This is a genomic window from Wenzhouxiangella indolica, assembly GCF_042310355.1.
Taxonomy (GTDB): Bacteria; Pseudomonadota; Gammaproteobacteria; order Xanthomonadales; family Wenzhouxiangellaceae; genus Wenzhouxiangella.
The window spans coordinates 157,355-178,204 of record NZ_JBHJMR010000003.1; the positions used below are offsets into that span (position 1 = coordinate 157,355).

General features: G+C 65.0%; 20 protein-coding genes. 12 read left to right on the forward strand and 8 right to left on the reverse strand.

Annotated features, from left to right (window positions below; genetic code table 11):
* Positions 1-104 precede the first annotated feature (104 nt).
* Positions 105-596 carry a queuosine precursor transporter gene (locus ACDC67_RS05770; protein WP_376691379.1) on the forward strand — a complete coding sequence of 164 codons (492 nt, stop codon included), beginning with the start codon at positions 105-107 and terminating at the stop codon, positions 594-596.
* Positions 589-1,464: a DMT family transporter gene (locus ACDC67_RS05775; RefSeq protein WP_376691380.1), complete on the forward strand. Its 876-nt coding sequence runs from the start codon at positions 589-591 to the stop codon at positions 1,462-1,464. Before ACDC67_RS05770 ends, ACDC67_RS05775 begins: the two co-directional genes overlap by 8 nt.
* A 242-nt stretch (positions 1,465-1,706) precedes the next feature.
* On the opposite strand, the gene ACDC67_RS05780 is transcribed toward ACDC67_RS05775, so the two are convergent.
* The 4 genes from ACDC67_RS05780 to purM all read right to left on the reverse strand — a co-directional run bounded on the left by ACDC67_RS05780 (position 1,707) and on the right by purM (position 5,486).
* Positions 1,707-2,990 carry a M48 family metalloprotease gene (locus ACDC67_RS05780; RefSeq protein ID WP_376691382.1) on the reverse strand — a complete coding sequence of 428 codons (1,284 nt, stop codon included), beginning with the start codon at positions 2,988-2,990 and terminating at the stop codon, positions 1,707-1,709.
* 88 nt (positions 2,991-3,078) lie between these two features.
* The gene (locus ACDC67_RS05785) at positions 3,079-3,765 is read right to left on the reverse strand and encodes a DUF3108 domain-containing protein (protein WP_376691383.1); all 687 of its coding nucleotides are present in this window, start codon (positions 3,763-3,765) and stop codon (positions 3,079-3,081) included.
* Positions 3,755-4,453, reverse strand: a complete 699-nt coding sequence (gene purN / locus ACDC67_RS05790; RefSeq protein ID WP_376691384.1) for a phosphoribosylglycinamide formyltransferase — start codon at positions 4,451-4,453, stop codon at positions 3,755-3,757. Before purN ends, ACDC67_RS05785 begins: the two co-directional genes overlap by 11 nt.
* A 1-nt stretch (position 4,454) precedes the next feature.
* Positions 4,455-5,486 (reverse strand): phosphoribosylformylglycinamidine cyclo-ligase, encoded by a 1,032-nt coding sequence (gene purM / locus ACDC67_RS05795; protein ID WP_376691385.1) that lies wholly within the window; start codon positions 5,484-5,486, stop codon positions 4,455-4,457.
* A gap of 193 nt (positions 5,487-5,679) precedes the next feature.
* On the opposite strand from purM, the gene ACDC67_RS05800 reads away from it, so the two are divergent.
* Genes ACDC67_RS05800 through ACDC67_RS05820 form a run of 5 tightly spaced genes read left to right on the forward strand, consistent with a single transcriptional unit; the run spans position 5,680 to position 10,290 of the window.
* Positions 5,680-7,410: an OPT family oligopeptide transporter gene (locus tag ACDC67_RS05800; protein WP_376691387.1), complete on the forward strand. Its 1,731-nt coding sequence runs from the start codon at positions 5,680-5,682 to the stop codon at positions 7,408-7,410.
* The gene (locus ACDC67_RS05805) at positions 7,407-7,937 is read left to right on the forward strand and encodes a hypothetical protein (protein ID WP_376691389.1); all 531 of its coding nucleotides are present in this window, start codon (positions 7,407-7,409) and stop codon (positions 7,935-7,937) included. The genes ACDC67_RS05800 and ACDC67_RS05805 overlap by 4 nt, the downstream gene beginning before the upstream one ends.
* Before the next feature lie 34 nt (positions 7,938-7,971).
* Positions 7,972-9,012 carry a DUF2066 domain-containing protein gene (locus ACDC67_RS05810; RefSeq protein ID WP_376691390.1) on the forward strand — a complete coding sequence of 347 codons (1,041 nt, stop codon included), beginning with the start codon at positions 7,972-7,974 and terminating at the stop codon, positions 9,010-9,012.
* A complete protein-coding gene (locus ACDC67_RS05815) occupies positions 9,009-9,584 on the forward strand; it encodes a CDP-alcohol phosphatidyltransferase family protein (RefSeq protein ID WP_376691392.1) in 576 nt (191 codons plus the stop codon). Before ACDC67_RS05810 ends, ACDC67_RS05815 begins: the two co-directional genes overlap by 4 nt.
* A gap of 10 nt (positions 9,585-9,594) precedes the next feature.
* Positions 9,595-10,290, forward strand: a complete 696-nt coding sequence (locus tag ACDC67_RS05820; RefSeq protein WP_376691394.1) for an HdaA/DnaA family protein — start codon at positions 9,595-9,597, stop codon at positions 10,288-10,290.
* Between the two features lie 465 nt (positions 10,291-10,755).
* On the opposite strand, the gene ACDC67_RS05825 is transcribed toward ACDC67_RS05820, so the two are convergent.
* Together ACDC67_RS05825 and ACDC67_RS05830 are read right to left on the reverse strand one after the other, a co-directional pair.
* Positions 10,756-12,471 carry a hypothetical protein gene (locus tag ACDC67_RS05825; protein ID WP_376691395.1) on the reverse strand — a complete coding sequence of 572 codons (1,716 nt, stop codon included), beginning with the start codon at positions 12,469-12,471 and terminating at the stop codon, positions 10,756-10,758.
* A gap of 188 nt (positions 12,472-12,659) precedes the next feature.
* Positions 12,660-12,785, reverse strand: a complete 126-nt coding sequence (locus ACDC67_RS05830) for a hypothetical protein (RefSeq protein WP_376691397.1) — start codon at positions 12,783-12,785, stop codon at positions 12,660-12,662.
* A 77-nt stretch (positions 12,786-12,862) separates the two neighbouring features.
* On the opposite strand from ACDC67_RS05830, the gene ACDC67_RS05835 reads away from it, so the two are divergent.
* Positions 12,863-14,434, forward strand: coding sequence for an alkaline phosphatase (locus ACDC67_RS05835; protein ID WP_376691399.1), 1,572 nt, complete (start codon positions 12,863-12,865; stop codon positions 14,432-14,434).
* On the opposite strand, the gene murU is transcribed toward ACDC67_RS05835, so the two are convergent.
* Positions 14,407-15,069: an N-acetylmuramate alpha-1-phosphate uridylyltransferase MurU gene (gene murU / locus ACDC67_RS05840; protein WP_376691638.1), complete on the reverse strand. Its 663-nt coding sequence runs from the start codon at positions 15,067-15,069 to the stop codon at positions 14,407-14,409. The two genes, ACDC67_RS05835 and murU, sit on opposite strands and share 28 nt — an antisense overlap.
* Before the next feature lie 337 nt (positions 15,070-15,406).
* Between murU and ACDC67_RS05845 the strand changes: the two genes are divergently transcribed.
* Positions 15,407-16,603, forward strand: a complete 1,197-nt coding sequence (locus ACDC67_RS05845) for a GGDEF domain-containing protein (protein ID WP_376691401.1) — start codon at positions 15,407-15,409, stop codon at positions 16,601-16,603.
* 36 nt (positions 16,604-16,639) lie between these two features.
* On the opposite strand, the gene ACDC67_RS05850 is transcribed toward ACDC67_RS05845, so the two are convergent.
* On the reverse strand, positions 16,640-17,632 hold the full coding sequence (locus tag ACDC67_RS05850) for an aminoglycoside phosphotransferase family protein (protein ID WP_376691403.1): 993 nt from the start codon (positions 17,630-17,632) through the stop codon (positions 16,640-16,642).
* A 205-nt stretch (positions 17,633-17,837) separates the two neighbouring features.
* On the opposite strand from ACDC67_RS05850, the gene ACDC67_RS05855 reads away from it, so the two are divergent.
* The 3 genes from ACDC67_RS05855 to sufC all read left to right on the forward strand — a co-directional run bounded on the left by ACDC67_RS05855 (position 17,838) and on the right by sufC (position 20,625).
* Positions 17,838-18,302, forward strand: a complete 465-nt coding sequence (locus ACDC67_RS05855) for an SUF system Fe-S cluster assembly regulator (protein WP_376691405.1) — start codon at positions 17,838-17,840, stop codon at positions 18,300-18,302.
* On the forward strand, positions 18,299-19,744 hold the full coding sequence (sufB, locus tag ACDC67_RS05860; protein WP_376691406.1) for a Fe-S cluster assembly protein SufB: 1,446 nt from the start codon (positions 18,299-18,301) through the stop codon (positions 19,742-19,744). Before ACDC67_RS05855 ends, sufB begins: the two co-directional genes overlap by 4 nt.
* A gap of 125 nt (positions 19,745-19,869) precedes the next feature.
* Entirely contained in the window at positions 19,870-20,625 is a 756-nt protein-coding gene (sufC, locus tag ACDC67_RS05865; protein WP_376691408.1) for a Fe-S cluster assembly ATPase SufC, read from the forward strand.
* Positions 20,626-20,850 lie beyond the last annotated feature (225 nt).

A 20,850-nucleotide genomic window follows, 5' to 3' on the forward strand; every position in this document is an offset into this window, starting at 1 on the left:
TCTCCTGTGCGAGGATACCGCATCGCCCCGGGTAATTCCCCCCGATGGCCTTCCATTCGGGCCGTTAGAATAGCCGTCTGTCGGATCACGCTTGCCCGCTCGTCATGCCCCTGATGATTCTCGCCATGGTGCTGGTCGTCGCCAGTGCCAACTATCTCGTCCAGTTCCCGCTCAACGACTGGTTGACCTGGGGTGCGCTGACCTACCCGATCTCCTATTTCGTCACCGACCTGACCAACCGGCGTTTCGGGACCGCTTCGGCTCGCCGGGTTGTCTATATCGGTTTCGCGCTGGCCGTCGTTGCCTCGATCTGGCTGGCCAGCCCGCGCATCGCGCTGGCTTCGGGCGCGGCATTCCTGGTCTCGCAACTGATGGACGTGGCCATCTTCGATCGCCTGCGTCGTCGCGCCTGGTGGCAGCCGCCGCTGTTTTCGAGCGTGATCGGTTCGCTGGTCGACACGGCCCTGTTCTTCGCGCTGGCCTTCTACGGAACGAGCATGCCCTGGGTCACGCTCGCCGTGGGGGACTACGGGGTGAAGGTGGCAATCGCGGCCCTGTTGCTGCTTCCCTGGCGCATGGTGTCGCGTCGTGGGTGAGTTCTTTTCCGTTGCCTGTGCGGCCTGCTGGGCACTGGCAGTCGTGATGTTCCGCCGCTCGGGGGAGAGCCTTCCGGCGTTCGAGCTCAACCTGTTCAAGAACGTGCTGGCGACGGCGCTGATGGTGCCGACCATACTGCTCGTCGACGGGATTGGCTGGCCGGGCTATTCAGGTGGCGAGTGGCTGGTGGTGGTGGTTTCGGGCGTGGTCGGCATCGCCGTGGCCGATACCTGGTACCTGCGCGCGCTCAATCTCATGGGCGCCTCGCGCACCGGGGTCGTGGCCAGCCTTTACTCGCCCTTCGTCATCCTGATGTCGATCCTGTTCCTGGGCGAGGTCCTGATCTGGTGGCAGTATTTCGGCTTCGTGCTGGTGCTTGGCGGTATCCTGCTGGTGACTTGGCGGCAGAATCGTCGTGATGTCTCCTTGCGCGCGATCCGTCTGGGTGTCGCCTTCGGGTCGGGGGCGGTGCTGATGATGGCGGTCGGCATCGTCATGGTCAAACCGGTGCTGGAAACCGAGTCCTTCATGTGGACCATGGGCGTGCGGCTGGCCGCCGGAACGATCGGCATGCTGCTGTTCCTGCACGCAACCCGCGGCTGGTCGCGCTCGATGGCGCAATATCGATCCGCCCAGCCGTGGATGACCATCGTCATCGGCAGCTTGCTCGGCAGCTATGTCTCGATGATGCTCTGGCTGGCCGGTTACAAGCTGACGCTGGCCTCGGTGGCCTCGGTTCTCAACGAAACCGCGGCGGCCTTCATCGTGCTTTTCGCCTGGTTGTTCCTCAAGGAAGAAATGAACTGGCGCCGGGTGGCGGGGATCGGGATGACGTTCTCGGGGGTGGGATTGATGGTGGCGTTCTAAAGGAAGGGTTCAGGGTTCAGGTTTCAGGGTTCAGGAGCGTGTGGAGTAGGCGGCGAGAATGTTGTCGAAAATCCCAAGGCCTTTGCCACCCGGGAGCTTGGAAGGTCTCCGGGGGCGCGTCGGCCCCCGGAGCCCGAATTCTTAAAACCGTTTCGCCCCCGCAAGCCTTTCCCGGCAATGCCGGCTCCCGAGCGTTCAACGCGCCGCCTGAACCCTGAAACCTGAACCCTGAAACCTTTTCTTTATTGCTGCTGAACGGCACCCATCTCGACCAGCTGCTGACGGGCGCGTTCGCCGGCGGGGGTGTCGGACTGGGCGGCCGTGCGGTAGTGCTCGATGGCCTGCTGCCGGTTGCCCGTAGCCCGCTCAACATTGCCCAGGTGAAGGTGCGCGTCGGCGGTCGGCAGCATTTCGAGGCTGGCCTTCAGGTCGGCGCGGGCACCGGACCACTGATCGCGCTGTGCGCGCACCATGCCGCGGCGAAGGTGGTGATAGAACCAGCTCGAATCCCGCCTCAGCGCTTCGGAGAAGGCCGATTCGGCCGCACTGAAATTCTCTCGGGTGGCCAGCGCATCACCGCGCAGGGCATGGAACAGCGCCTCGCCATTCTCGATGGAGAGCGCTTCGTTGGCCTTGGCAAGCGCCTGGTCGACATTGCCCTCTTGCAGCGCCTTGCGTCCCTCGTCGTGGGCTTTGTAGGCGGGCTGGAGCTTTTGCAAGAAGGCCATCTGCTGCTGGTACTCCTCGCGGCCGATGCGTCCGCCGCGGCCCAGCTCGTCGGCCGTTTGTCTGTTTCTCTCGACGCGCTCGGGCGAGGGCGGGTGCGAGGCGAACAGGCCGTCGAGCCAGCCGGACTGCCGGTTCTCTGACAGGCGCACGAACGTCTCCTGCAGGTCGACGGCGGCGGCCGGATCGTAGCCGGCCTGCTTCATGTAGTGCATGCCGTAGTAGTCGGCTTCGCGCTCGGCATCGCGCGAGTAGCGCTGCTGGATGAGTTGCGCGCCGATCATTCCGCCGAGCAGGGCGACCTGGGTGTACTCATCCTTGTCGGTGCTGGCTCCGACGGCGACGCTGCCGAGAATGACCGCGCCCTGCGCCAGGGCGGCGCGGGAGGCGGCGTGTGCGCTGTGCCCGGCAGCGGCGTGTACGACTTCGTGCCCGAGCACCGCGACCAGCTCGGCCTCGGAACCCATTTCGGTCAGCAGGCCACGGTTGATGGCGATCTTGCCGCCCGGCAGGGCCCAGGCATTGGGCACCGAGCTGTTGATGACCTGGAACTCGTACGGCAGCTCGCGATCGGCGTATTGCGCCACGCGCTGACCGAGGGACTGGACGTATTCGACCACGGACGCGTCGATGACCACATCGCCGCCCTGTGCCTGGCGCATCGGCGCGTACTGCTGCTCGCCGACCTGGCGCTCCCAGTCCTCGCCGTAGAGGCTGAACTGGCGCTCGCCAGTGACGGGGTTGGTGGCGCAGCCGACCAGCAGGAGCAGGACGGCGGTGATGCTGGCGAGTCGTTGCATCGGTGGTCTCCGCGGTAAGTATGCGCCTGATTATACGGGCGGCCCGGGCGGTCTGTCGGTGCGCCGGCGCACGGGCCCCCTGCGTCCCTCAGCATCCATCCAGGGGCAGGTCCGTCTCCAGCAGCCGGATATCGAGCTTGTCCTTGCCGTCTTCCTGGCGGAGGATGCGCACCGGCATCCAGTGGAAATCGGCGGCGTGCCAGGACAGGTTGTGCTTGTCCGAGCCGGGATTCTCGATGCGGCGGATGCGCACGGCCTCGAAGCAGCCGGCGGGGACTTCAAGGGCCTCTTCGCCGTCGAAGCTGTACTGTTTTTCCTTGACCTCGTCGCGGTCGAGCAGGGTGAAGTCGTGTGTCTTCCGGCGCTGTACCTCGTCGGCCAGGTTGACCGCCAGCTGCAGGCGCAGGCTCAATGGGTCGACCATGTTGTCGAGCAGTTCGACAGTCTGGCGGCCGTCCTCGGTGCGAACCTCGGTGGTGCCGGCATCCCAGTCGGTGCGGTGCTGGAAGAAACGGTTGTTGGCCGGGGCCTTCTGGGCGTGGTGGTAGGTCAGCATCACGATGCGGTCGCCGCGCCAGACGAAGTGGGCGGATTCCTCGGCGGAGACGTTCAGGGCCTTGACCCACCAGGCGGTCGCCCGCGTGTCGGAACGGTAGTGCCACACGCCGTTGTCGAGCTGCTCGAGGCTGACCGACAGCTCGCCGATTTTCTTGCCGTGGCGGAGGACTTCGTAGGTCGCCTCGTGGGGCGGCAGCGGGGGCGGCTCAGCCGCCATGGCCGCGCCCGAGCAGGCGACCGTCAGGATCCAGATCGCGGCCGAGCTCCAGCGGCCGATCGAGTGTCTGATCGTCGATTCGAATGGATTCATGGTTGAGTTCGACTCGGTGACGGCACAAAAGTGCCAGCGTGGCGGGGTAGAGACGGTGTTCGAGCGGCAGCAGGCGATCAGCCAGCGTATCGACGGTGTCGTCTGGTGCGACCGGCAGGCTCACCCGGCTGATGACCGGTCCGGCATCCAGGGCCGGCGTGACGAAATGCACGCTGGCGCCGTGTTCGCGCTCGCCGGCGTCGAGCACGCGCTGATGCGTGTTCAGCCCGCGATGACGCGGCAGCAGCGAGGGATGGATGTTGATCAGGCGGCCCAGGTACCGGTTGACGAAGTCTTCGCCGAGCACGCGCATGAAGCCGGCCAGCACGACATGGCGAGGCTCGAAACCGTCGATGACCGTCGACAGGCAATCTTCGAAGTGCGCGCGATCGGGAAAGCGGGTGGGGTCTAAGGTAACGCTGTCGATGCCCGCCTCGGCAGCCAGGGCCAGGCCGCCCGCCCGTGGCCGATCGGTCACGACCGCGGCGATCCGCGCTTCGAGACGATCGGCATCGATGGCTGCCTGGATGGCCCGGAAGTTGCTGCCCCGTCCCGACAGCAGCACCACCAGGCGCGGAAGCTCGCGATCCGTCACGTCAGAGGTAGCGCACGCGCTCGCCGTCGCCGCGGTCGACGACGCGGCCGATGACGGGGGCCGGCTCGCCCAGCGTTTCACCAATGGCCGCGGCCTCGTCGGCCGGCACGATCAGTGCGAAGCCGATACCCATGTTGAAAGTGCGGCGCATTTCGGCGTCGCTGATGCCGCCGGCTTGCTGGAGCCAATCGAACACGCCGGGCGCGCGCCAGGCGCGCGTGTCGATCTCGAGGCCGAATTCATCGGGTAGCACGCGAACGATGTTCTCGGTCAGTCCGCCGCCGGTGATATGGGCCATGCCGCGAAGATCGTGTCGACCGATCAGTTTGCTTGCCTGCGGAACGTAGATGCGGGTCGGGGCCAGCAGGGCCTCGCCCAGGGTCACGTCGGCGACGGGCGTGTCCAGCGGTTCGGCGCTGAGTTCGAGGACCTTGCGGATCAGCGAGTAGCCGTTGCTGTGTGGCCCGCTCGAGGCCAGGCCGAGCACCACGCAGCCGGTATCGATGGCGGAGCCGTCGATGATGGCATCGCGCTCGACCGCGCCGACGGCGAATCCGGCCAGATCGTACTCCCCGTCGCCGTACATGCCCGGCATCTCGGCCGTCTCACCGCCGATCAGGGCACAGCCGGCCCGCTTGCAGCCCTCGGCGATGCCGGCGACCACGTCCGAGGCGGCGTTGACGTCGAGCTTGCCGCAGGCGAAGTAGTCGAGAAAGAAAAGCGGCTCGGCCCCGCAGACCAGGATGTCGTTGACGCACATCGCCACCAGGTCGATGCCGATCGTGTCGTGGCGGTCGAGCTGGCGTGCGAGCAGCAGCTTGGTGCCGACGCCGTCGGTGCCGGAGACGAGCACGGGGTCGCGGTACTTGTCGCCCAGGTGGAACAGGCCGCCGAAGCCGCCGAGGCCGCCGAGCACTTCGGGGCGCGAGGTGGCCGCGACCAGGGGCTTGATGCGGTCGACCAGGGCGTTGCCGGCGTCGATATCGACGCCGGCATCGCGGTAGTTCAGGGATGGGGACTTGCGCTCGCTCATCGCGTACGGCCGGGTGGCTTGAATGAAGCTGACTATTATGACGGATAAGCCGAGCCGCTGAAATGCGCCTTCGAACACCGCTCCCGTTTGGGTGGGCCACGTTGAGCCGGCAGGCGTTATGCGCTAGGCTTGCCCGGCGCCGATGCCGGGGAGACGTGAGCGTCGGCCGCGTCCAGCAAGCGGAGAACAAACATTGAATGCCAAAGCTGAACCCGTCGTTCGTCACGGGCCCTACCCCGAACTGACCGTTACCGCCGTCCTGGTCGGCTATTTCCTCGGCGCCATCATCGCCGTGAGTATCGGTTATGCCGCCCTGATTCTCGGTTTCTCGATCGAGGGCTCGGAGTTGGCCGCCATTCTCGGTTTCGCCATCCTGCGCGGCCTGCTGCGGCGCAATTCGATCATCGAGAACAACATCGTCCAGACCGTGGCCAGCGCGGTCAACGGCGCCGCCTCGGGGCTGATGTTCTCGGTGCCGGCCTTCTTCATCCTCGGCGAAACCGATTTCGACCCGCTTCTGCTGACCTTCGGCTGCATCGCCGGCGCCTTTCTGGGGATCGCGTTCATCATTCCGCTCAGGAAACAGATGATCGACTACGAGCGCCTGACCTATCCCGGCGGGGTGGCCGTGGCCACCATCCTCAAGTCGCCTGGGGCGGGCATGCGCAAGGCGATGTATCTCATCGGTGCGGCCCTGTTCGCCGCGGCTGTTCACGCCGTCGTGCAAATGAGCGGCACCAGCTACTACGACCTGGGCAGCCGCATCGGCATGCCCGAGTACATGAACGGCGTCTGGTATCTGTCGCTGCTGACCGTGGGTGTGGCCTACATCGCCGGCAAGGGCGGCGTGGCTTTCATTATCGGCGGCTTTCTCTGCTACTGGATCCTGGCGCCGTTTCTCGACCTCAGCGGCCTGATGCCGGCCGACCCCGAAACCGGCCGGGCGCTGAGCGATCCGGGCATGCTGCAGGGGCTGCTCTATCGTCCCGTCGGCATCGGCATGCTCATCGGCGGGGCCGTCGCCGGCGTGCTTCTGGCCCTGCCGCTGATCGTGACCGCTATCAAGAGCATGCAGAACGCCGCGAAGACCGAGGCGGCACTCGCCCGGGATGAAATGCCGATCAAGCTGCTGTACTTCGCCATCGCCGGCGCCACCGTCTTGCTGGTGTTCATGGCGGTGACCTCCACCGAACAGACCGGCTGGGTGCGCGGCATCACCATGGGCGTGGTCGGCACGCTGTGGATATGGATTGCCGGTGTGATCCTGTCGGAGGCGATCGGCCGCACGAACTGGTCGCCGCTGTCGGGCATGACCCTGATCGCGGTGACGATCATGATCTTCATCACCCGCGGCATGGACGATTCGTCCGCCATCATTGCCGCCATCATGGTGGGTGCGGCGGTCTGCGTGGCCATGAGCCAGGCCACCGACCTGATGCTCGATCTCAAGACCGGCTACCTCATCGGTGCCACGCCCCGCGTGCAGCAGATGGGGCAGTTCCTCGGCGCCTGGCTGGGGCCGATCCTGATCGTGTCGCTGATCTTCATCCTGCACGAGGCTTATGGCCTGGGCAGCGACAAGCTGCCGGCACCGCAGGGCCAGGCCCTGGCCAGCATGGTTTCGGGCATTCTCGGGGGCGATGTGCCGATCGACAAGTACCTGGCCGGCGCCGGTCTGGGCGCCCTGCTGAGCGTGGCATCGCCGGGGCTGGGCATCACGGCCGGCCTGGGCTTCTATCTGCCGTTCGCCATCGTTCTGACCTACGCCATCGGAACGCTGGTTCGCGTCATCAGCGACTGGAAGCTGGGACAGCGCTTCGCCGACGATGTCGGCATTCCGGTGGCTGCCGGGCTGATCGTGGGCGAGGCCCTGGTCGGCGTCGGCTTTGCCATGGCCAAGATCTACCAGGGGATGGGCGCATGAAGGCACTTGCTATCTTTCTGATCATCGCCGGCTTCGTGCTGGGTGCGTTGTTCACCGTGCTGTCGGTCGAGACCGTTGCCTGGCTGCCGTACCTGGCGGCCCTTGCCCTGGGCTTCGTTGGCATCGTCATGCTCAAGCGTAGCCACCATGCCGGCGCGAGTGACGCGCATCACGTCGAAGGTAATCTCGGTACCCTCGAGACGGCACTGGACAGCATCTGCCGCAATCTCGATGAATTGGTTGGCCGCCGTGATCGCGTCCCGCCGCACGAGTTCCGTTTCGAGATCGACCGGCACTTCCGCGAGGATCTCACCGCATTCGCGGATGCCCGCGAGTCGATGCAGCACGCTTTCGGGCTGCAGGCCTATGCCGACATCATGAGCGCCTTTGCCGCCGGCGAGCGCTACATCAACCGGGTCTGGACCGCTTCGGCCGACGGCTATATCGACGAGGTCATGGCCTACCTGGACAAGGCGCAGCGACAGTTCGCCGAGGCGCGAGAGGCCTTCGCCGAACAACGCGGATGAAGCGGCCCGGGCCTGTGCTATCTTTTGCGGCGTGATGCCTCGATTTCTGTCATTTCTGGCGCTGTTCCTGGTCCTGCCCGCTCCTGCGGACGCGGTTTCGCTGTACACGGCGGAAGTCGAGGTCGAGCGCGGCGCGCGCAGCGGCACGGCGGAGCAGCTTAGGGCGCTCGACCGGGTACTGGCCCGCCTGACCGGTCGCTTCGATCGTTCGCTGGTCGATCAACTCGGCCTGGGTGCGGGCACGCTCGACGACCTGGTTCTGTCCCAGCAACTGGTTCGTCGTGATGTCGTCGGCGCCGAGGGTGAATCCCGGGAATCCCTCCACCTGCAAGTCGAGTTCGACGAGCCCTCGATCAACGAGTTGCTCAAGCGCAGCGGGTTGCCGCGCTGGGGACGCGAGCGGCCGGCCGTCCTGCTTTGGGCCGTCGTCGAGGACGAAGACGGCACGCGTTTCATGGAGAATGCCCGTCTGAACTGGGTGATTCAGGATCAGGCGCGCCGCGTGGGGCTGGACGTGGTTCGGCCCTTGCGCGACGCCATGGACCTGGCCGAGATCTCCCTGCAGGACGTTCGCGGCGGCTTCCTCGGTTCGGCCGAGGCCAGCGCCAGTCGCTATGGAACCGGCGTCATCGCCATGCTCGATCTGCGCCTGCAGGAACCCGACCCGGATGATCCGCTGTGGAGTGCTCGCTGGCGCTGGCGTGTCGGCGGCCAGGAGACCGGCCTCAACCACAGCGGCGGCGACTCCGAGCAGCTGATTCGCGGCGGTCTCGACCGGCTGGCCTCGACGTTGGCAGCGCGCTACGCGGTGATCGATCTCGACGGCGAACCGGCGCGCTGGCAGATCACCGTCGGCGGCATTGTCGACGAGGTCCAGTACGCCGAGGTCTTGCGCTACCTCGAGAACCTCAGCGTGATCGACGAGGTTCGCGTCGCCTCGGCCGAGGGCAGGCAGGTTACCTTCGAGGTCCTGGCCGGCGGCCAGGATATCGAGACCTACCTCGGTCTGGGCGGATTGCTCGAACTCGAGCGTCACGAAGGGGAGCGGCATCTTCACTTCAGGCTGGTGCGTTGAACCTGAGTTTTCTGCCCAATCTGCTTACCGTCGCGCGCATGCTGGTCGTGCCGCCAATGGTCTGGCTGCTGCTCATCGGCCAGTACCAGTGGGCACTGGCGCTGGCCGTGTTCGCCGGCGTCTCCGACCTGCTCGACGGCTGGCTGGCCCGACGCTTTTCCTGGCAGACACGCTGGGGCGGCATTTACGATCCGCTGGCCGACAAGTTCCTGATGATGGCCGGTTACCTCACGCTCGGCTGGCTGGCTGAACTGCCCTGGTGGCTGATCGCCCTGGTGATCTCCCGCGACCTGGTCATCGTCGTCGGCGGCTATATCTACTACACGCGATTCGAACGATTCGAAGCCGAGCCGACCCAGCTTTCGCGTTTCAACACCTTCTGCCAGGTGTTTCTGATGTGGTTCGTGCTGCTGCGCCTGGCCGGCCTGCCGCTGCCGAGTGAGGCGCAGATCGGCCTGGTCTGGCTGGTTGTTTTCATGGCCGTCATCACCCTCGTGCAGTACGTGTGGATCTGGACCGGCAGAGCCGTGCGTGTGCGCCGCGCACGCCGCGACGGCGATTCGACGTCCTGAGGTCGCCGGCGTGAGTCGTGCGCAGTTGCCCCTGGCGCTCAAGCCGCCGCGTCGTCCGCGCTTCGGCAATTTCATCGCCGGGCCCAATCAGGCGGTGGTGGCCACGCTGGCGCACGGGGTCGAACCCGGCGGGTGGTATTTCCTGGCCGGTCCGACCGGTTCGGGCCGCTCGCACCTGGTTTCCGCCTTCTTTGCCGACCGCTGTGAGCGCGGCGAGCAAGTCCATTTCATCGCGCTCGGCAGGCCGCGGCAACGCATGCTGCTCGAGCATGCTGACGGCGACTGGGTCGTGATCGACGATGTCGACGCTCTGGCCGGCGACGACGAAGGCGAACGGGCCCTGTTCAACGCCCTCAATCGCTGGCGTTCCGAGCGAACCGGCGTGCTCATGAGCGGGCCGGGCCGCGACAGCTTCGAGCTGCCCGACCTGCGCTCGCGCCTGGGCCAGGCCACGCGCCTGACCCTCAAGCCGCTCGAGGAGGACGAGCTGGCTGAACTGGTTCGCGGCCTGGCGGCCGAACACGAAGTCATGCTCGGCCGCGGGGTGGTCGATTACATCCTCAGCCGCGCGCCGAGAAACGCCGGGCGAATGGCCGAGCTGGTCGAGGCCGGTGCCCACCGCGCGCTGACCGAGCGGCGCACGTTGTCGGTGCCGTTGGTCAGGGAGGTGCTGAGTGGGGTGGAAAAGGGGACGGGTGAGGCGTGACAAGGACCAGCGGAAAAGAGTCAAATGACCAATGACCAATTTCCAAGCACCAATTCTCAAACAAGCACCAATGACCAAAACCCAATGATCAAAACGAGCCGGCGGCCTGACTCTCCGCTCGACGCGGGCACCCGTTTTGGTCATTCGAACATTGAAAATTGAAATTTGTTTGAGAATTGGTGCTTGCTAATTGGTCATTAGAACTTGGTGCTTGGAATTTGATCATTGCTCTTCAGTAGCATCTCCCGATGCACTCCCTTCACCGCTCTTCCCGACGGATCGGCCATCTGCGCCAGCGCGCCGTCCCAGGCCAGGGCCTCGGGTGTCGAACAGGCCACTGACGGCCCGCCGGGCACCGTCGCGTTGCCGACGCGAGGCCTCCAAAGCAAAACCCCGCAGGCCGGTGCGGCCTGCGGGGATCTCGAACAGCCCGAGAATCGAGCACATGCGAGCTGTGCCTTTCGGCTATTCCTTGAGGGTCATCGTGCTGCGGAACTCGATGCCGCGCTCGGTCAGGTGCATGCTCGCCTCGGTGTAATCGTAGACTTCGGCCAGGGCGGCCATCGCTTCCGACGGGTCGGATGCGGCGGCTTCCTCACCCATGGCTTCGAGCTGCTCCTGCATGTTGGCCATCACGTTGCCGAGCGCGTCGGCGTAGCCGGCGAAGTTGATGCCGTAGCTGAGGATGGCGTTGCCACCTTCGCCCGGATCCATGGACTCGTTGAGCCGATCCTTCTCGGCTTCACCCACGGCCAGGCCGAGCGCGGCCTCGCCCAGGCCCATGAAGGCCGAAATGCCTTCGGGCATGTTCGGAATGACGTTGGCGGGCAGCGGCTGCGGGTCGCCACCGGGCTCGAGCTGCACAGCGGCCAGTTCCGGCGAGAACATCTGCGCCATGCCCAGCATCATCTGGGGATTGCGCATGAACAGGGCCAGCGAGCCTTCGGCGGACTCGACGTTGGAATTGTCGTCCAGGCTGATGCGCTCGAGGTTCATGCGCAGGCCGTTGAAGTTGGTCACGACCGGCGGAATCGGCTGGTTGAGAGCCATCTGCCAGTCTTCGGCGTTGGCGCGAATGCTTTCGAACAGTTCGCACTGCGGCGGCGTTTCGACCCAGCTGGCCACGATTTCGCGCGCGAAGTCGCGGGCGCCGACGATGTTGAGCGCGAGGCCGAATTCGAGCACGCCGGCGTCTTCCCGGTCGAGATCGACCGGGGTGTCGGCGATGACCTGCATCCGCTCGGCGAATTCGGCGTCGGCTTCGACGGTCATGTCGAAGGCCATGAAGCTTTCACTGACATCCGTGTAGCCCAGGGTGGCGCGGGGGAACAGATCGACCAGGGCGTCGAGCTCGGCGCGGCAGGCTTCGTTGCCGGCAATTGCGCCCAGCGGCGAAGATTCACGAGCGGCCGCCAGCATGGCGTCGTCGCCGTCGAGAAGCTGATCGACGATGCGGCCGAATTCCATGTAGCCACTGGCGTAGGGCGTGTAGCCACGATCGCTGGCGAAGCGCTCGAGATCGTCCGAGTCGTAGGCCGTGGCCGGCTGGTCCAGGTTGGCCACGCGGCGCAGCAGGGCGTCGTTCTCGGGCACGATGGCCACCGTGGCGAAGTGATCGTCGTAGGACAGGGCCAGACCGACATCTTCCATTTCCGCCCACAGCACTTCCACGTCCTCGACCTCGCGCCAGGTCAGCTCGGTCTCGGCCTCGGCGGCGATTCGATCCAGGGTGGCGCGAAAGGCTTCCGGGTCGGACAGCTCCCAATGCACGAACGGATACAGGGAAACGGCGTGGATCGCCCAGTGGCCGTTGGGTTCGAGCCCGCGTTCGACGAAAGCCTCACGGCTGTCGATCTGGGCGAACTCGCGCAAGATGGCGGCCGCGACCGGGGCTTCGTCGAGCTCGTCGGCGATGGTGTTGTAGGTCTCGCGGTTGAGGTCAGCCATCGACTGCAGCGGCGCCCAGAGCTTCTCGCTGAGATCCTCGGGCATCGTCTCGATGTTGGCCATCAGCCAGGCGGTGTCCGCGTCGATGCGATTGAACAGAGTATTGGTGGCGTCGGCGGAGCCGGTGCCGGCGTCGGAGGCGGTATCGCCCGGCACCGGAGACTCCGCTTCGTCGCGACCGCAGCCGGCGACGAGCAGAGTACAAAAGCCGAGTACGGCAATCTTGCGAATCATGATTCATTCCCTCCCGGGGGACTAATAGTCAGTTTGTGGTACTAGTGTTATACAACACCAACACACTTGTCAAGTTCTTCGGGTTGGCTAGTTTGCTTGTTGGCTCGTTCGCTAGTTGCTCGATAGCTGCTTGCCATTGATTCTGCAAAGCGGCGATGTGCCCTGGATCAGCGATCCGTAACATTGACTCATCCGGGTGATTTAACGCCGCTGATCAAAGCCTGCGCCACTTTCTGCGCGTCGCCGTAGAGCATGCGGGTGTTGTCCTCGAAGAACAGCAAAAGAGTGTAGCCGGTCACAGCCTGCTCGTTCAATTGAGTTTTGGTTCCAGCTTGGCCGCCTTGCAACCTGCGCGTCATCCGAATGACCTAAAATTGGCAGAATGACTATCGTGACTTCCTCCCGCATTTCCGTTGTCTTTTTCACGGTGATCCTTGCTGCCGGCGCCTTCGCCGGGGAAAGCCCGGCCCGCTGGTACGAGGACGCAAAGACCCTGGTTGCCGACCGCCGCGCGGCGATGGATGATCCCGGCCAGGCCCGCAACGTCATCCTGTTCGTCGGCGATGGCATGAGCCTGGCCACGGTGGCCGCCTCGCGCATCCTGGAAGGGCAGCTGCGCGGAGAAAGCGGCGAGGGCAATCTGCTCCATTTCGAGCGCTTTCGCCATACCGCGTTTGCCAAAACCTACAACACCGATCAGCAAACCCCCGACTCGGCCGGCACCATGACGGCCATGGTCACGGGCGTGAAAAGTTTCGCCGGCGCGATTTCCGTCGACCAGAACGCCACGCGGGGGAACTGCGCCTCGATGGCGGGAAACGAGCGCGTCTCGCTACTCGACCTGGCCGCGGTCGGGGGACTGCGCACCGGGATCGTCACCACCACCCGCATCACCCACGCCACGCCGGCGGCGCTTTTTTCGCGCTCGGTCGATCGCGATTGGGAGACCGACCGCGGCATCCCGCCCTCCCAGCGCGACGCCGGATGCCGTGACATCGCCCGTCAGCTGATCGAATACCCCTTCGGCACCATCGACGTTGTCTTCGGCGGCGGCCGACGGGCTTTTCTGCCCGCCAGCGAGACCGATCCGGAAGATCCCGACCAGCGCGGTCATCGCGGCGACGGACGCAACCTGATCGACGAGTGGCAATCGATGCACGACCACGGTCGCTACGTCTGGAACCGGGAAGGATTCGAAGCCCTGGAGCGCGGCGACGGTCCGGTGCTGGGACTGTTCGAGCCCAGCCACATGAACTACGAGCACGACCGGCCCGAAGACGCCGCCGGCGAACCCTCCCTGGCCGACATGACGGCCAAGTCGCTCGAGTTGCTGGCTGACGACGGGCGGGGCTTCTTCCTGATGGTCGAAGGCGGTCGCATCGATCATGCCCATCATGCGAACAATGCCTGGCGGGCCCTGACCGACGCGATCGCATTCGCGCAAGCGGTCGAGCGTGCCGACGACATGAGCGGCGACGACACGCTGATCATCGTCACAGCCGATCACGGCCATGCCTTGACCTTCGGCGGCTACGGAAAGCGCGGCAATCCCATTACCGGGCTGGCCGAGCGACCGGGCAAGGACGGTGGCGAGCCGCGGCTGATGCGCGACGAAAACGATCGACCGATCACCGTGCTCGGATACGCCAACGGTCCCGGCTATCGCGGCGGCAAGCGTCCCGACTTCGAGGAAGTCGACCCGAGCGCCCCCGACTACCTGCAGGAGTCGGCGGTGGGCCTGTGGTCGGCCACGCACGCCGGCGAGGATGTGCCGGTCTATGCCCAGGGGCCGGGTGCGGAAGTCGTTCACGGCGTGTTCGAGCAGAACGCCGTCTTCCACGCCATCGTCGAAGCCATGGCCCCGCTACGCGAGACGGCCGAGGCACTGTCCGGTGAGGGCGTGCTGCCGGACTTCGATCGCCTGGCCTGCCGCGCTCAGGCGTCGTCCGCGAAGGACTGCTGAGCCGCTGCAAGCCGCTGCGGCGTGCCGATATCGGCCCAGTAGCCGCTGTAGCGTTCGCCGCTCACCCGTCCGGCTGTGATGGCATTCTCCAGAACCGGCCTCAGGGCTCGCCGTCCCGCGCTCAGCCCGGTGAACAGTGCCGGGTCGAACAGCCCGATGCCGCTGAAAGTCAGTCGGTCGTCGCCACCGGCTCGAACCCGGCCCCGGTCCAGCGCGAAGTCGCCTTCTGGATGATGCGGCGGGTTGTCGACCAGCACGAGGTGAGCCGGTCGGGTCGGCGTCGTCTCGCGCAGCCGAGCGAAGGGGTAGTCGGTCAAGATATCGGCGCTGACGACCAGGAACGGTGACGGGCCGAGCAGGGGCAGGGCCTGGACGATGCCGCCGGCCGTCTCCAGGGCACCCGGCGGTTCCCGCGAATAGCGGATCCGCACGCCGAATGCACGACCGTCGCCCAGGAACCCGGCGATCTGCTCGCCCAGCCAGCCGAGGTTGATCACGACTTCCTCGAAGCCGGCGGCCGCCAGGCGCTCGATATGGTGGACGATCAGGGGCTTGTCGCCGACTTCGATCAGCGGTTTGGGCGTGCTGTCGGTCAACGGTCGCAGCCGCTCGCCGCGGCCGGCCGCCAGGATCATGGCGCGCAAGATGGTTGCCTACTCTTGGATGCCGATGGGTGCGGCCACAGTCTACGCTTTTCGAAGGCAGCCGGTCAGGCGCTTTACCGCGCCAAGCGGGCGGGGCGGGATCGTGTCGAGCTCGCGCTGATCGCATTGGTCGGTTCCCGTCGCCCGAGGGCCGGGCGATTGGTCCGTGAACGTGCGCGCCTGCGCCGCTTCACCTGATATTTGTCGAACCTGCCTCGTGCCGCCTTGAATGGCCCGTTTCTTGCAGGTTTAAGTCTGTGCACTGAACAGGATTGCAGGAATTGCAGATACACTTCGACGGCGCGAAATTGATCGAAGGGGGGGGCGTATGCTTGAGTTGCTGATGCTGGATGTCCGCACCCTGGCTTTCGCCTCGAGCGTCAGCGGCTTCCTCATGGCGGTCACCATGGCCGGCATCTACGCCGCCGGCATGCGCTCGCGCGCGCTGATCGACTGGGCGCTGGCGGGGCTCGGTTTCGGGCTGGGCTATCTGCTCGGTCACATCCTGCAGACCCTGGAAGTGCCGGTAGCGACCTGGGTGGCGGCATCGCTGGCCAATGCCCTGATCGGCTTCGGTCACGGCATGGTGCTGGTCGGTGTCCAGCGCTATCTGGGTTATCGAAGCTGGATGGGTCCGGTCGTGCTTGTCGTGGTCGCCATGTTCCTCGCGGCGTGCCTGGTCCCGGAACTGCGCGAGAGCCTGCGCTGGCGCGTGATCTTCCAGTCCGGCTTTTACGTCGCTTTCGGCTTCTACGCCGGCTGGTTGCTGTGGCGGGCGCGCCGACCGGGGATGCGACGTTTTCACCGGGCGGCCGCGGCGGTCATCCTGGGCTATGCCGCCCTGCTGGCCATGCGCTTCGCCTACGCGCTCATCAGCCCCGCGCTGACAACGTCCTTTGTCCAGGATCCGTTCCAGATCGGCATGTTCGTCGTCTCGATGGTCTATGGCTATGCGCTGACCATGGCGCTTGTGCTGGTGCTGTTTCGTGAGAAGCAGGTGGAGCTTTCCGACCTGGCGGAGCTCGATCCGCTCACGGGCGTGTTCAATCGGCTGTCGCTCGATCAGATCGCCGAGCGCGAGATGCAGCGCGCGCTCGATCAGCATTCACCGCTGTCGCTTTTGCTCATCGACCTGGACCACTTCAAGGAAATCAATGACCGATTTGGGCACCAGGCCGGCGATCGCGTGCTCTGTCGGGCCGCGACCCTGATCGAGGAAGTCATTCGCGACAGCGATATCGCCTTCCGCTACGGTGGCGAGGAGTTCATGGTTTTGCTGCCCGGCGCCGACAGCGTCCAGGCCGAGCAGGTGGCCGAGCGCTTGCGCGAGGAAATGGGGCGCGTCGATATTCGCATCGGTGATCGACCCATCCAGCTGCGTGTCAGCGTCGGTGTGCTCGAGTGTTTCCCGGATCGGATGAGCTGGGACGACTGTGTCGGACGGGCCGACGCCGCTCTCTATGAGGCCAAGCGCGGCGGTCGTAACCGCGTCGTCAACCTCTCCGATGCGACTCAAGCGGCCTGAAAGTGGCCTTTCCGATCACGCCCGGGGTCGGCGGAACTACTCCGATCGGGCGCGACTGCGCCAGCCTTCCAGCAGGCGACCGAGTTCGCCCAGCTCCGGGTTGCGGGCAATGGCCTGCGTGAGGTAGTCGAAAAAGCGCGGGGCGTCCTCGAGGTACTTCGGCTTGCCGTCCCGGTGATGAATCCGGGCAAAAATGCCGATGACCTTGAGGTGGCGCTGTGCGCCCATGAAGTCGCAGGTGCGTCGCCACAGGTCGGGATCCTCGGGTGCGGGCAGCCCGGCCGCCAGGGCCCGGCGGCGGTAGTCCTCGAGCCAGGCATCGACGCGATCGGGCGACCATCCCAGGAAAGCGTCGCGGTAGAGGCAGACCGGATCGTAACTGAGCGGGCCTCGGACGGCGTCCTGAAAGTCGATGATGCCGGGGTTGGGCTCGGCCACCATCAGGTTGCGCGGCATGTAGTCGCGGTGACAGAACACCTGCGGCTGATCCAGCGCCCAGCGGATCAGCGTCGCGCAGACCATGTCCCAGGCATCGAGTTCGTCATCGGTGGGCTCGACGCGCCAGTGGCGGGCGAGAAACCAGTCGGGGAACAGTCCGAGTTCGCGCATCAGCAGGGCCGGGTCGTAGTCCGGCAGTCCGTCCGTGTCGGCTTCGAGCTGGAAGCGGATCAGCGCGCCGACGGCATCGCCGAGCAAGTCGTCGGCATTGTCGTCATCGAGTACGTGGTGATAGGGCTTCGAGCCCAGGTCCTCGAGCAAGACGAAGCCGCGCTGCGGGTCATCGGCCAGCACCTCGGGTACGTGAACGCCGGCTTTGTCGAGCCTTGCCGCAATGTCGACGAACGGCCGGGTATCCTCGATGTCGGGTGGCGCGTCCATCACGACCCGGGTGGTGTCGTGATGAGCGAGACGGAAATACCGCCGGAAGCTGGCGTCGCTGGAAATCGCGTCACTGTCCCAGCTCGACCAGCCCAGCTCGGCGGCCGCCCAGGCTTCGGCCTGATGTCTTCGTTCGTCGCGTTCGTTCAAGCGTGATTCTCCAGGCGTTTGTCGGTTCCAGTCAGGGGGCGACCCGGAGAAGCAGATGGCCTCTCTCCCGCAGCGCCAGGCGGTCGGGTCGGGAGGTTAAGTCTAGCAGTCGAGCAGCCCGGCGCGGTAAAACAATACCGAAATGGTCTTGTTTCCAGTCGGCTGCGACGCCATAATGGAAAGTAGGCATTGCAAGGCCCGGAACATGCTTCGAATCAGCAAACTGACGGATTACGCGACGGTCCTTCTGGCAGCCCTGGCGCATCGCCCGGAGGAGTGCGTACCCGCCAGTCGCCTGGCCGAGTTGACGCGCCTGGAGCCGCCGACCGTTTCCAAGGTGCTCAAGACCCTGGCGCGTTCCGGTCTGGTCAACTCGATCCGGGGCGTCAACGGAGGTTACCGGCTCGCCCGGCCACCGGAGGACATCTCGGTGGCCGGTATCGTCAGCGCCATGGAAGGGCCGATTGCATTGACCGAATGCGGGCTCGAACCCGGGCTTTGCTCGCATGAGTCCGACTGCAGCCTGCGGGGCAACTGGCAGAAGATCGGCCAGGCGGTCGAAAGCGCCCTGGCGGGACTGAGCCTGGCTGACCTGGCCGAGCCCTCGTCGCGCCGCATTGCCATCCGCGCCGAAACCAGCTTGCGTGAATCGCAAAGAGAATTGTCATGAGTCAGACCACCGAACAAGTTCAGGACTACATCCAGCAGCGCTACAAGGCCGGCTTCTACACCGACATCGACGAGGATCGCGTGCCGGCCGGCCTTAACGAAGAGACCATCGCCATGATCTCGGCCAAGAAGAACGAGCCCGAGTGGCTGCTGGAGTGGCGCCTGAAGGCCTTTCACCAGTGGCAGAAGATGGTCGGTCCAAACTGGGCGCACCTGAATCTGCCGGCGATCGATTTCCAGAAGATCCACTACTACTCGGCGCCGAAGCAGGAAAATCGGCCCAAGAGCCTCGACGAGGTCGATCCCAAGCTGCTCGAGACCTTCGACAAGCTGGGCGTGCCGCTGCACGAGCGCGAACGCCTGGCCGGCGTGGCCGTCGATGCCGTGTTCGACTCGGTGTCGGTCGGCACCACGTTCCAGAAGGAGCTCAAGGAAGCCGGCGTCATCTTTTGCAGCTTCTCCGAGGCGGTGCAGGAATACCCCGACCTGGTGCGCGAGTACCTGGGTTCGGTCGTGCCGCACACCGACAACTATTTTGCCGCGCTGAACTCGGCTGTTTTTACCGATGGGTCCTTCGTCTACATCCCGAAGAACACGCGCTGCCCGATGGAGTTGTCGACCTATTTCCGTATCAATGCGCGCGACACCGGCCAGTTCGAGCGCACGCTGATCATCGCCGAACCGGGCAGCCATGTCAGCTACCTCGAAGGCTGCACGGCGCCCATGCGCGATGAGAACCAGCTGCACGCCGCCGTGGTCGAGCTGGTGGCCAAGGAAAAGGCCCACATCAAGTACTCGACGGTCCAGAACTGGTACCCGGGCGACGAGAACGGCAAGGGCGGCATCTACAACTTCGTGACCAAGCGCGGCGACTGCCGCGAGGACGACGCGCGCATCACCTGGACGCAGGTCGAGACCGGTTCGGCCATCACCTGGAAGTACCCGTCCTGCATCCTGCGCGGTGATCGTTCCTCGGGCGAATTCTACTCGGTGGCGCTTACGCGCAACTACCAGCAGGCCGACACCGGCACCAAGATGATCCACCTGGGCAAGAACACCACCAGCAAGATCATCGCCAAGGGCATCTCGGCCGGCCACAGCAACAACAGCTACCGCGGCCTGGTGCGCATGGCTCGCCGCGCCAAGGACGCACGCAACTACACGCAATGCGATTCCTTGCTCATCGGCAAGACCTGTGGGGCGCATACCTTCCCCTACATCGAATCGTTCAACCCCAGCGCCAAGGTCGAGCACGAAGCCACCACCTCGCGCATCGGCGAAGACCAGCTCTTCTACTGCCGCTCCCGCGGCCTGGGCGAAGAAGACGCCGTCGCCCTGATCGTCGACGGCTTCTGCAAGGAAGTGTTCAAGGAGCTGCCGATGGAGTTCGCCGTGGAGGCCAAGGCGTTGCTGGAGATTTCACTCGAAGGTGCCGTTGGTTAAAGAAAAGGTTTCAGGGTTCAGGTTTCAGGGTTCAGGGTCGGCTTCGTTTTGGCTTTCCTGAAACCTGAAACCTGAAACCTGAAACCTTCAGACTCTGAAACCCCATTTAACGACAGTGACCACTAATGCTTAGAATCACCAACCTCCACGCCTCCATCGACGGCAAGGAAATCCTCAAGGGCCTGAACCTCGAAATCGGTGCCGGCGAACTGCACGCCATCATGGGCCCCAACGGCTCGGGCAAATCGACGCTCGGCTACGTGCTGGCCGGTCGTGAAGGCTATGAAATTACCGAGGGCTCGATCGAGTTCGAGGGCAAGGACCTTGCCGAGATGGAGCCCGACGAGCGCGCCGCCGCCGGGCTTTTCCTGGCCTTCCAGTACCCGGTCGAGATTCCGGGCGTGAACAACGCCTACTTCCTGCGCTCGGCCCTCAACGCCCAGCGCAAGGCGCGCGGCGAGGAACCGGTCGACTCGATGAACTTCCTCAAGACTGTGCGCGAAACGCTGAGCCAGCTCAAGATGGATGATTCGCTGCTCAAGCGCGCCGTCAACGAAGGATTTTCCGGCGGCGAGAAGAAGCGCAACGAGATCGTGCAGATGGCCGTGCTGCAGCCCAGGCTGGCGGTGCTCGACGAGACCGATTCGGGTCTCGACATCGACGCGCTCAAGCTGGTGGCCGAGGGCATCAATCGCCTCCGGGATCCCGGGCGTAGCTTCATGGTGATCACCCACTACCAGCGCCTGCTCGAGCACCTCACGCCCGACCATGTGCACGTTCTTTCCGACGGTCGAATCATCGAATCCGGCGGCAAAGAACTGGCCAAGCGGCTCGAAGCGGAAGGCTACGAGCATCTCAAATCGGAAGCGACCGAGGCTTGATGTGGAACCTCTGAGCACTTATAAACGAAGCGCGTTTCAGTCGGAAAAGCCGCAGATCGTGTGGTGCGACCCGAGTGACAGTAGCCTTAGCTACGGCCGAGGGGCGCAACGCGCGAGATGCGGCTTTTCCGGCGAAACCCGAAGGGACGGGCCTTTGCGGGCGACCCGTCGCGTTTCAACTCGCTCATTTGGAGTGAACCAAACCACGCTCGCTGAAGCCACAAC

Bases quoted from the DNA above. Each gene is read 5' to 3' on its own strand.
- ACDC67_RS05805 (WP_376691389.1), top strand. From the start codon at position 7,407: ATGAAGGCACTTGCTATCTTTCTGATCATCGCCGGCTTCGTGCTGGGT.
- murU (WP_376691638.1), bottom strand. From the start codon at position 15,069: ATGATCCTGGCGGCCGGCCGCGGCGAGCGGCTGCGACCGTTGACCGAC.
- ACDC67_RS05785 (WP_376691383.1), bottom strand. From the start codon at position 3,765: ATGGCGGCTGAGCCGCCCCCGCTGCCGCCCCACGAGGCGACCTACGAA.
- sufC (WP_376691408.1), top strand. From the start codon at position 19,870: ATGCTTAGAATCACCAACCTCCACGCCTCCATCGACGGCAAGGAAATC.
- ACDC67_RS05810 (WP_376691390.1), top strand. From the start codon at position 7,972: ATGCCTCGATTTCTGTCATTTCTGGCGCTGTTCCTGGTCCTGCCCGCT.
- sufB (WP_376691406.1), top strand. From the start codon at position 18,299: ATGAGTCAGACCACCGAACAAGTTCAGGACTACATCCAGCAGCGCTAC.
- purM (WP_376691385.1), bottom strand. From the start codon at position 5,486: ATGAGCGAGCGCAAGTCCCCATCCCTGAACTACCGCGATGCCGGCGTC.
- ACDC67_RS05825 (WP_376691395.1), bottom strand. From the start codon at position 12,471: ATGATTCGCAAGATTGCCGTACTCGGCTTTTGTACTCTGCTCGTCGCC.
- ACDC67_RS05855 (WP_376691405.1), top strand. From the start codon at position 17,838: ATGCTTCGAATCAGCAAACTGACGGATTACGCGACGGTCCTTCTGGCA.
- ACDC67_RS05770 (WP_376691379.1), top strand. From the start codon at position 105: ATGCCCCTGATGATTCTCGCCATGGTGCTGGTCGTCGCCAGTGCCAAC.
- ACDC67_RS05845 (WP_376691401.1), top strand. From the start codon at position 15,407: ATGCTTGAGTTGCTGATGCTGGATGTCCGCACCCTGGCTTTCGCCTCG.
- ACDC67_RS05780 (WP_376691382.1), bottom strand. From the start codon at position 2,990: ATGCAACGACTCGCCAGCATCACCGCCGTCCTGCTCCTGCTGGTCGGC.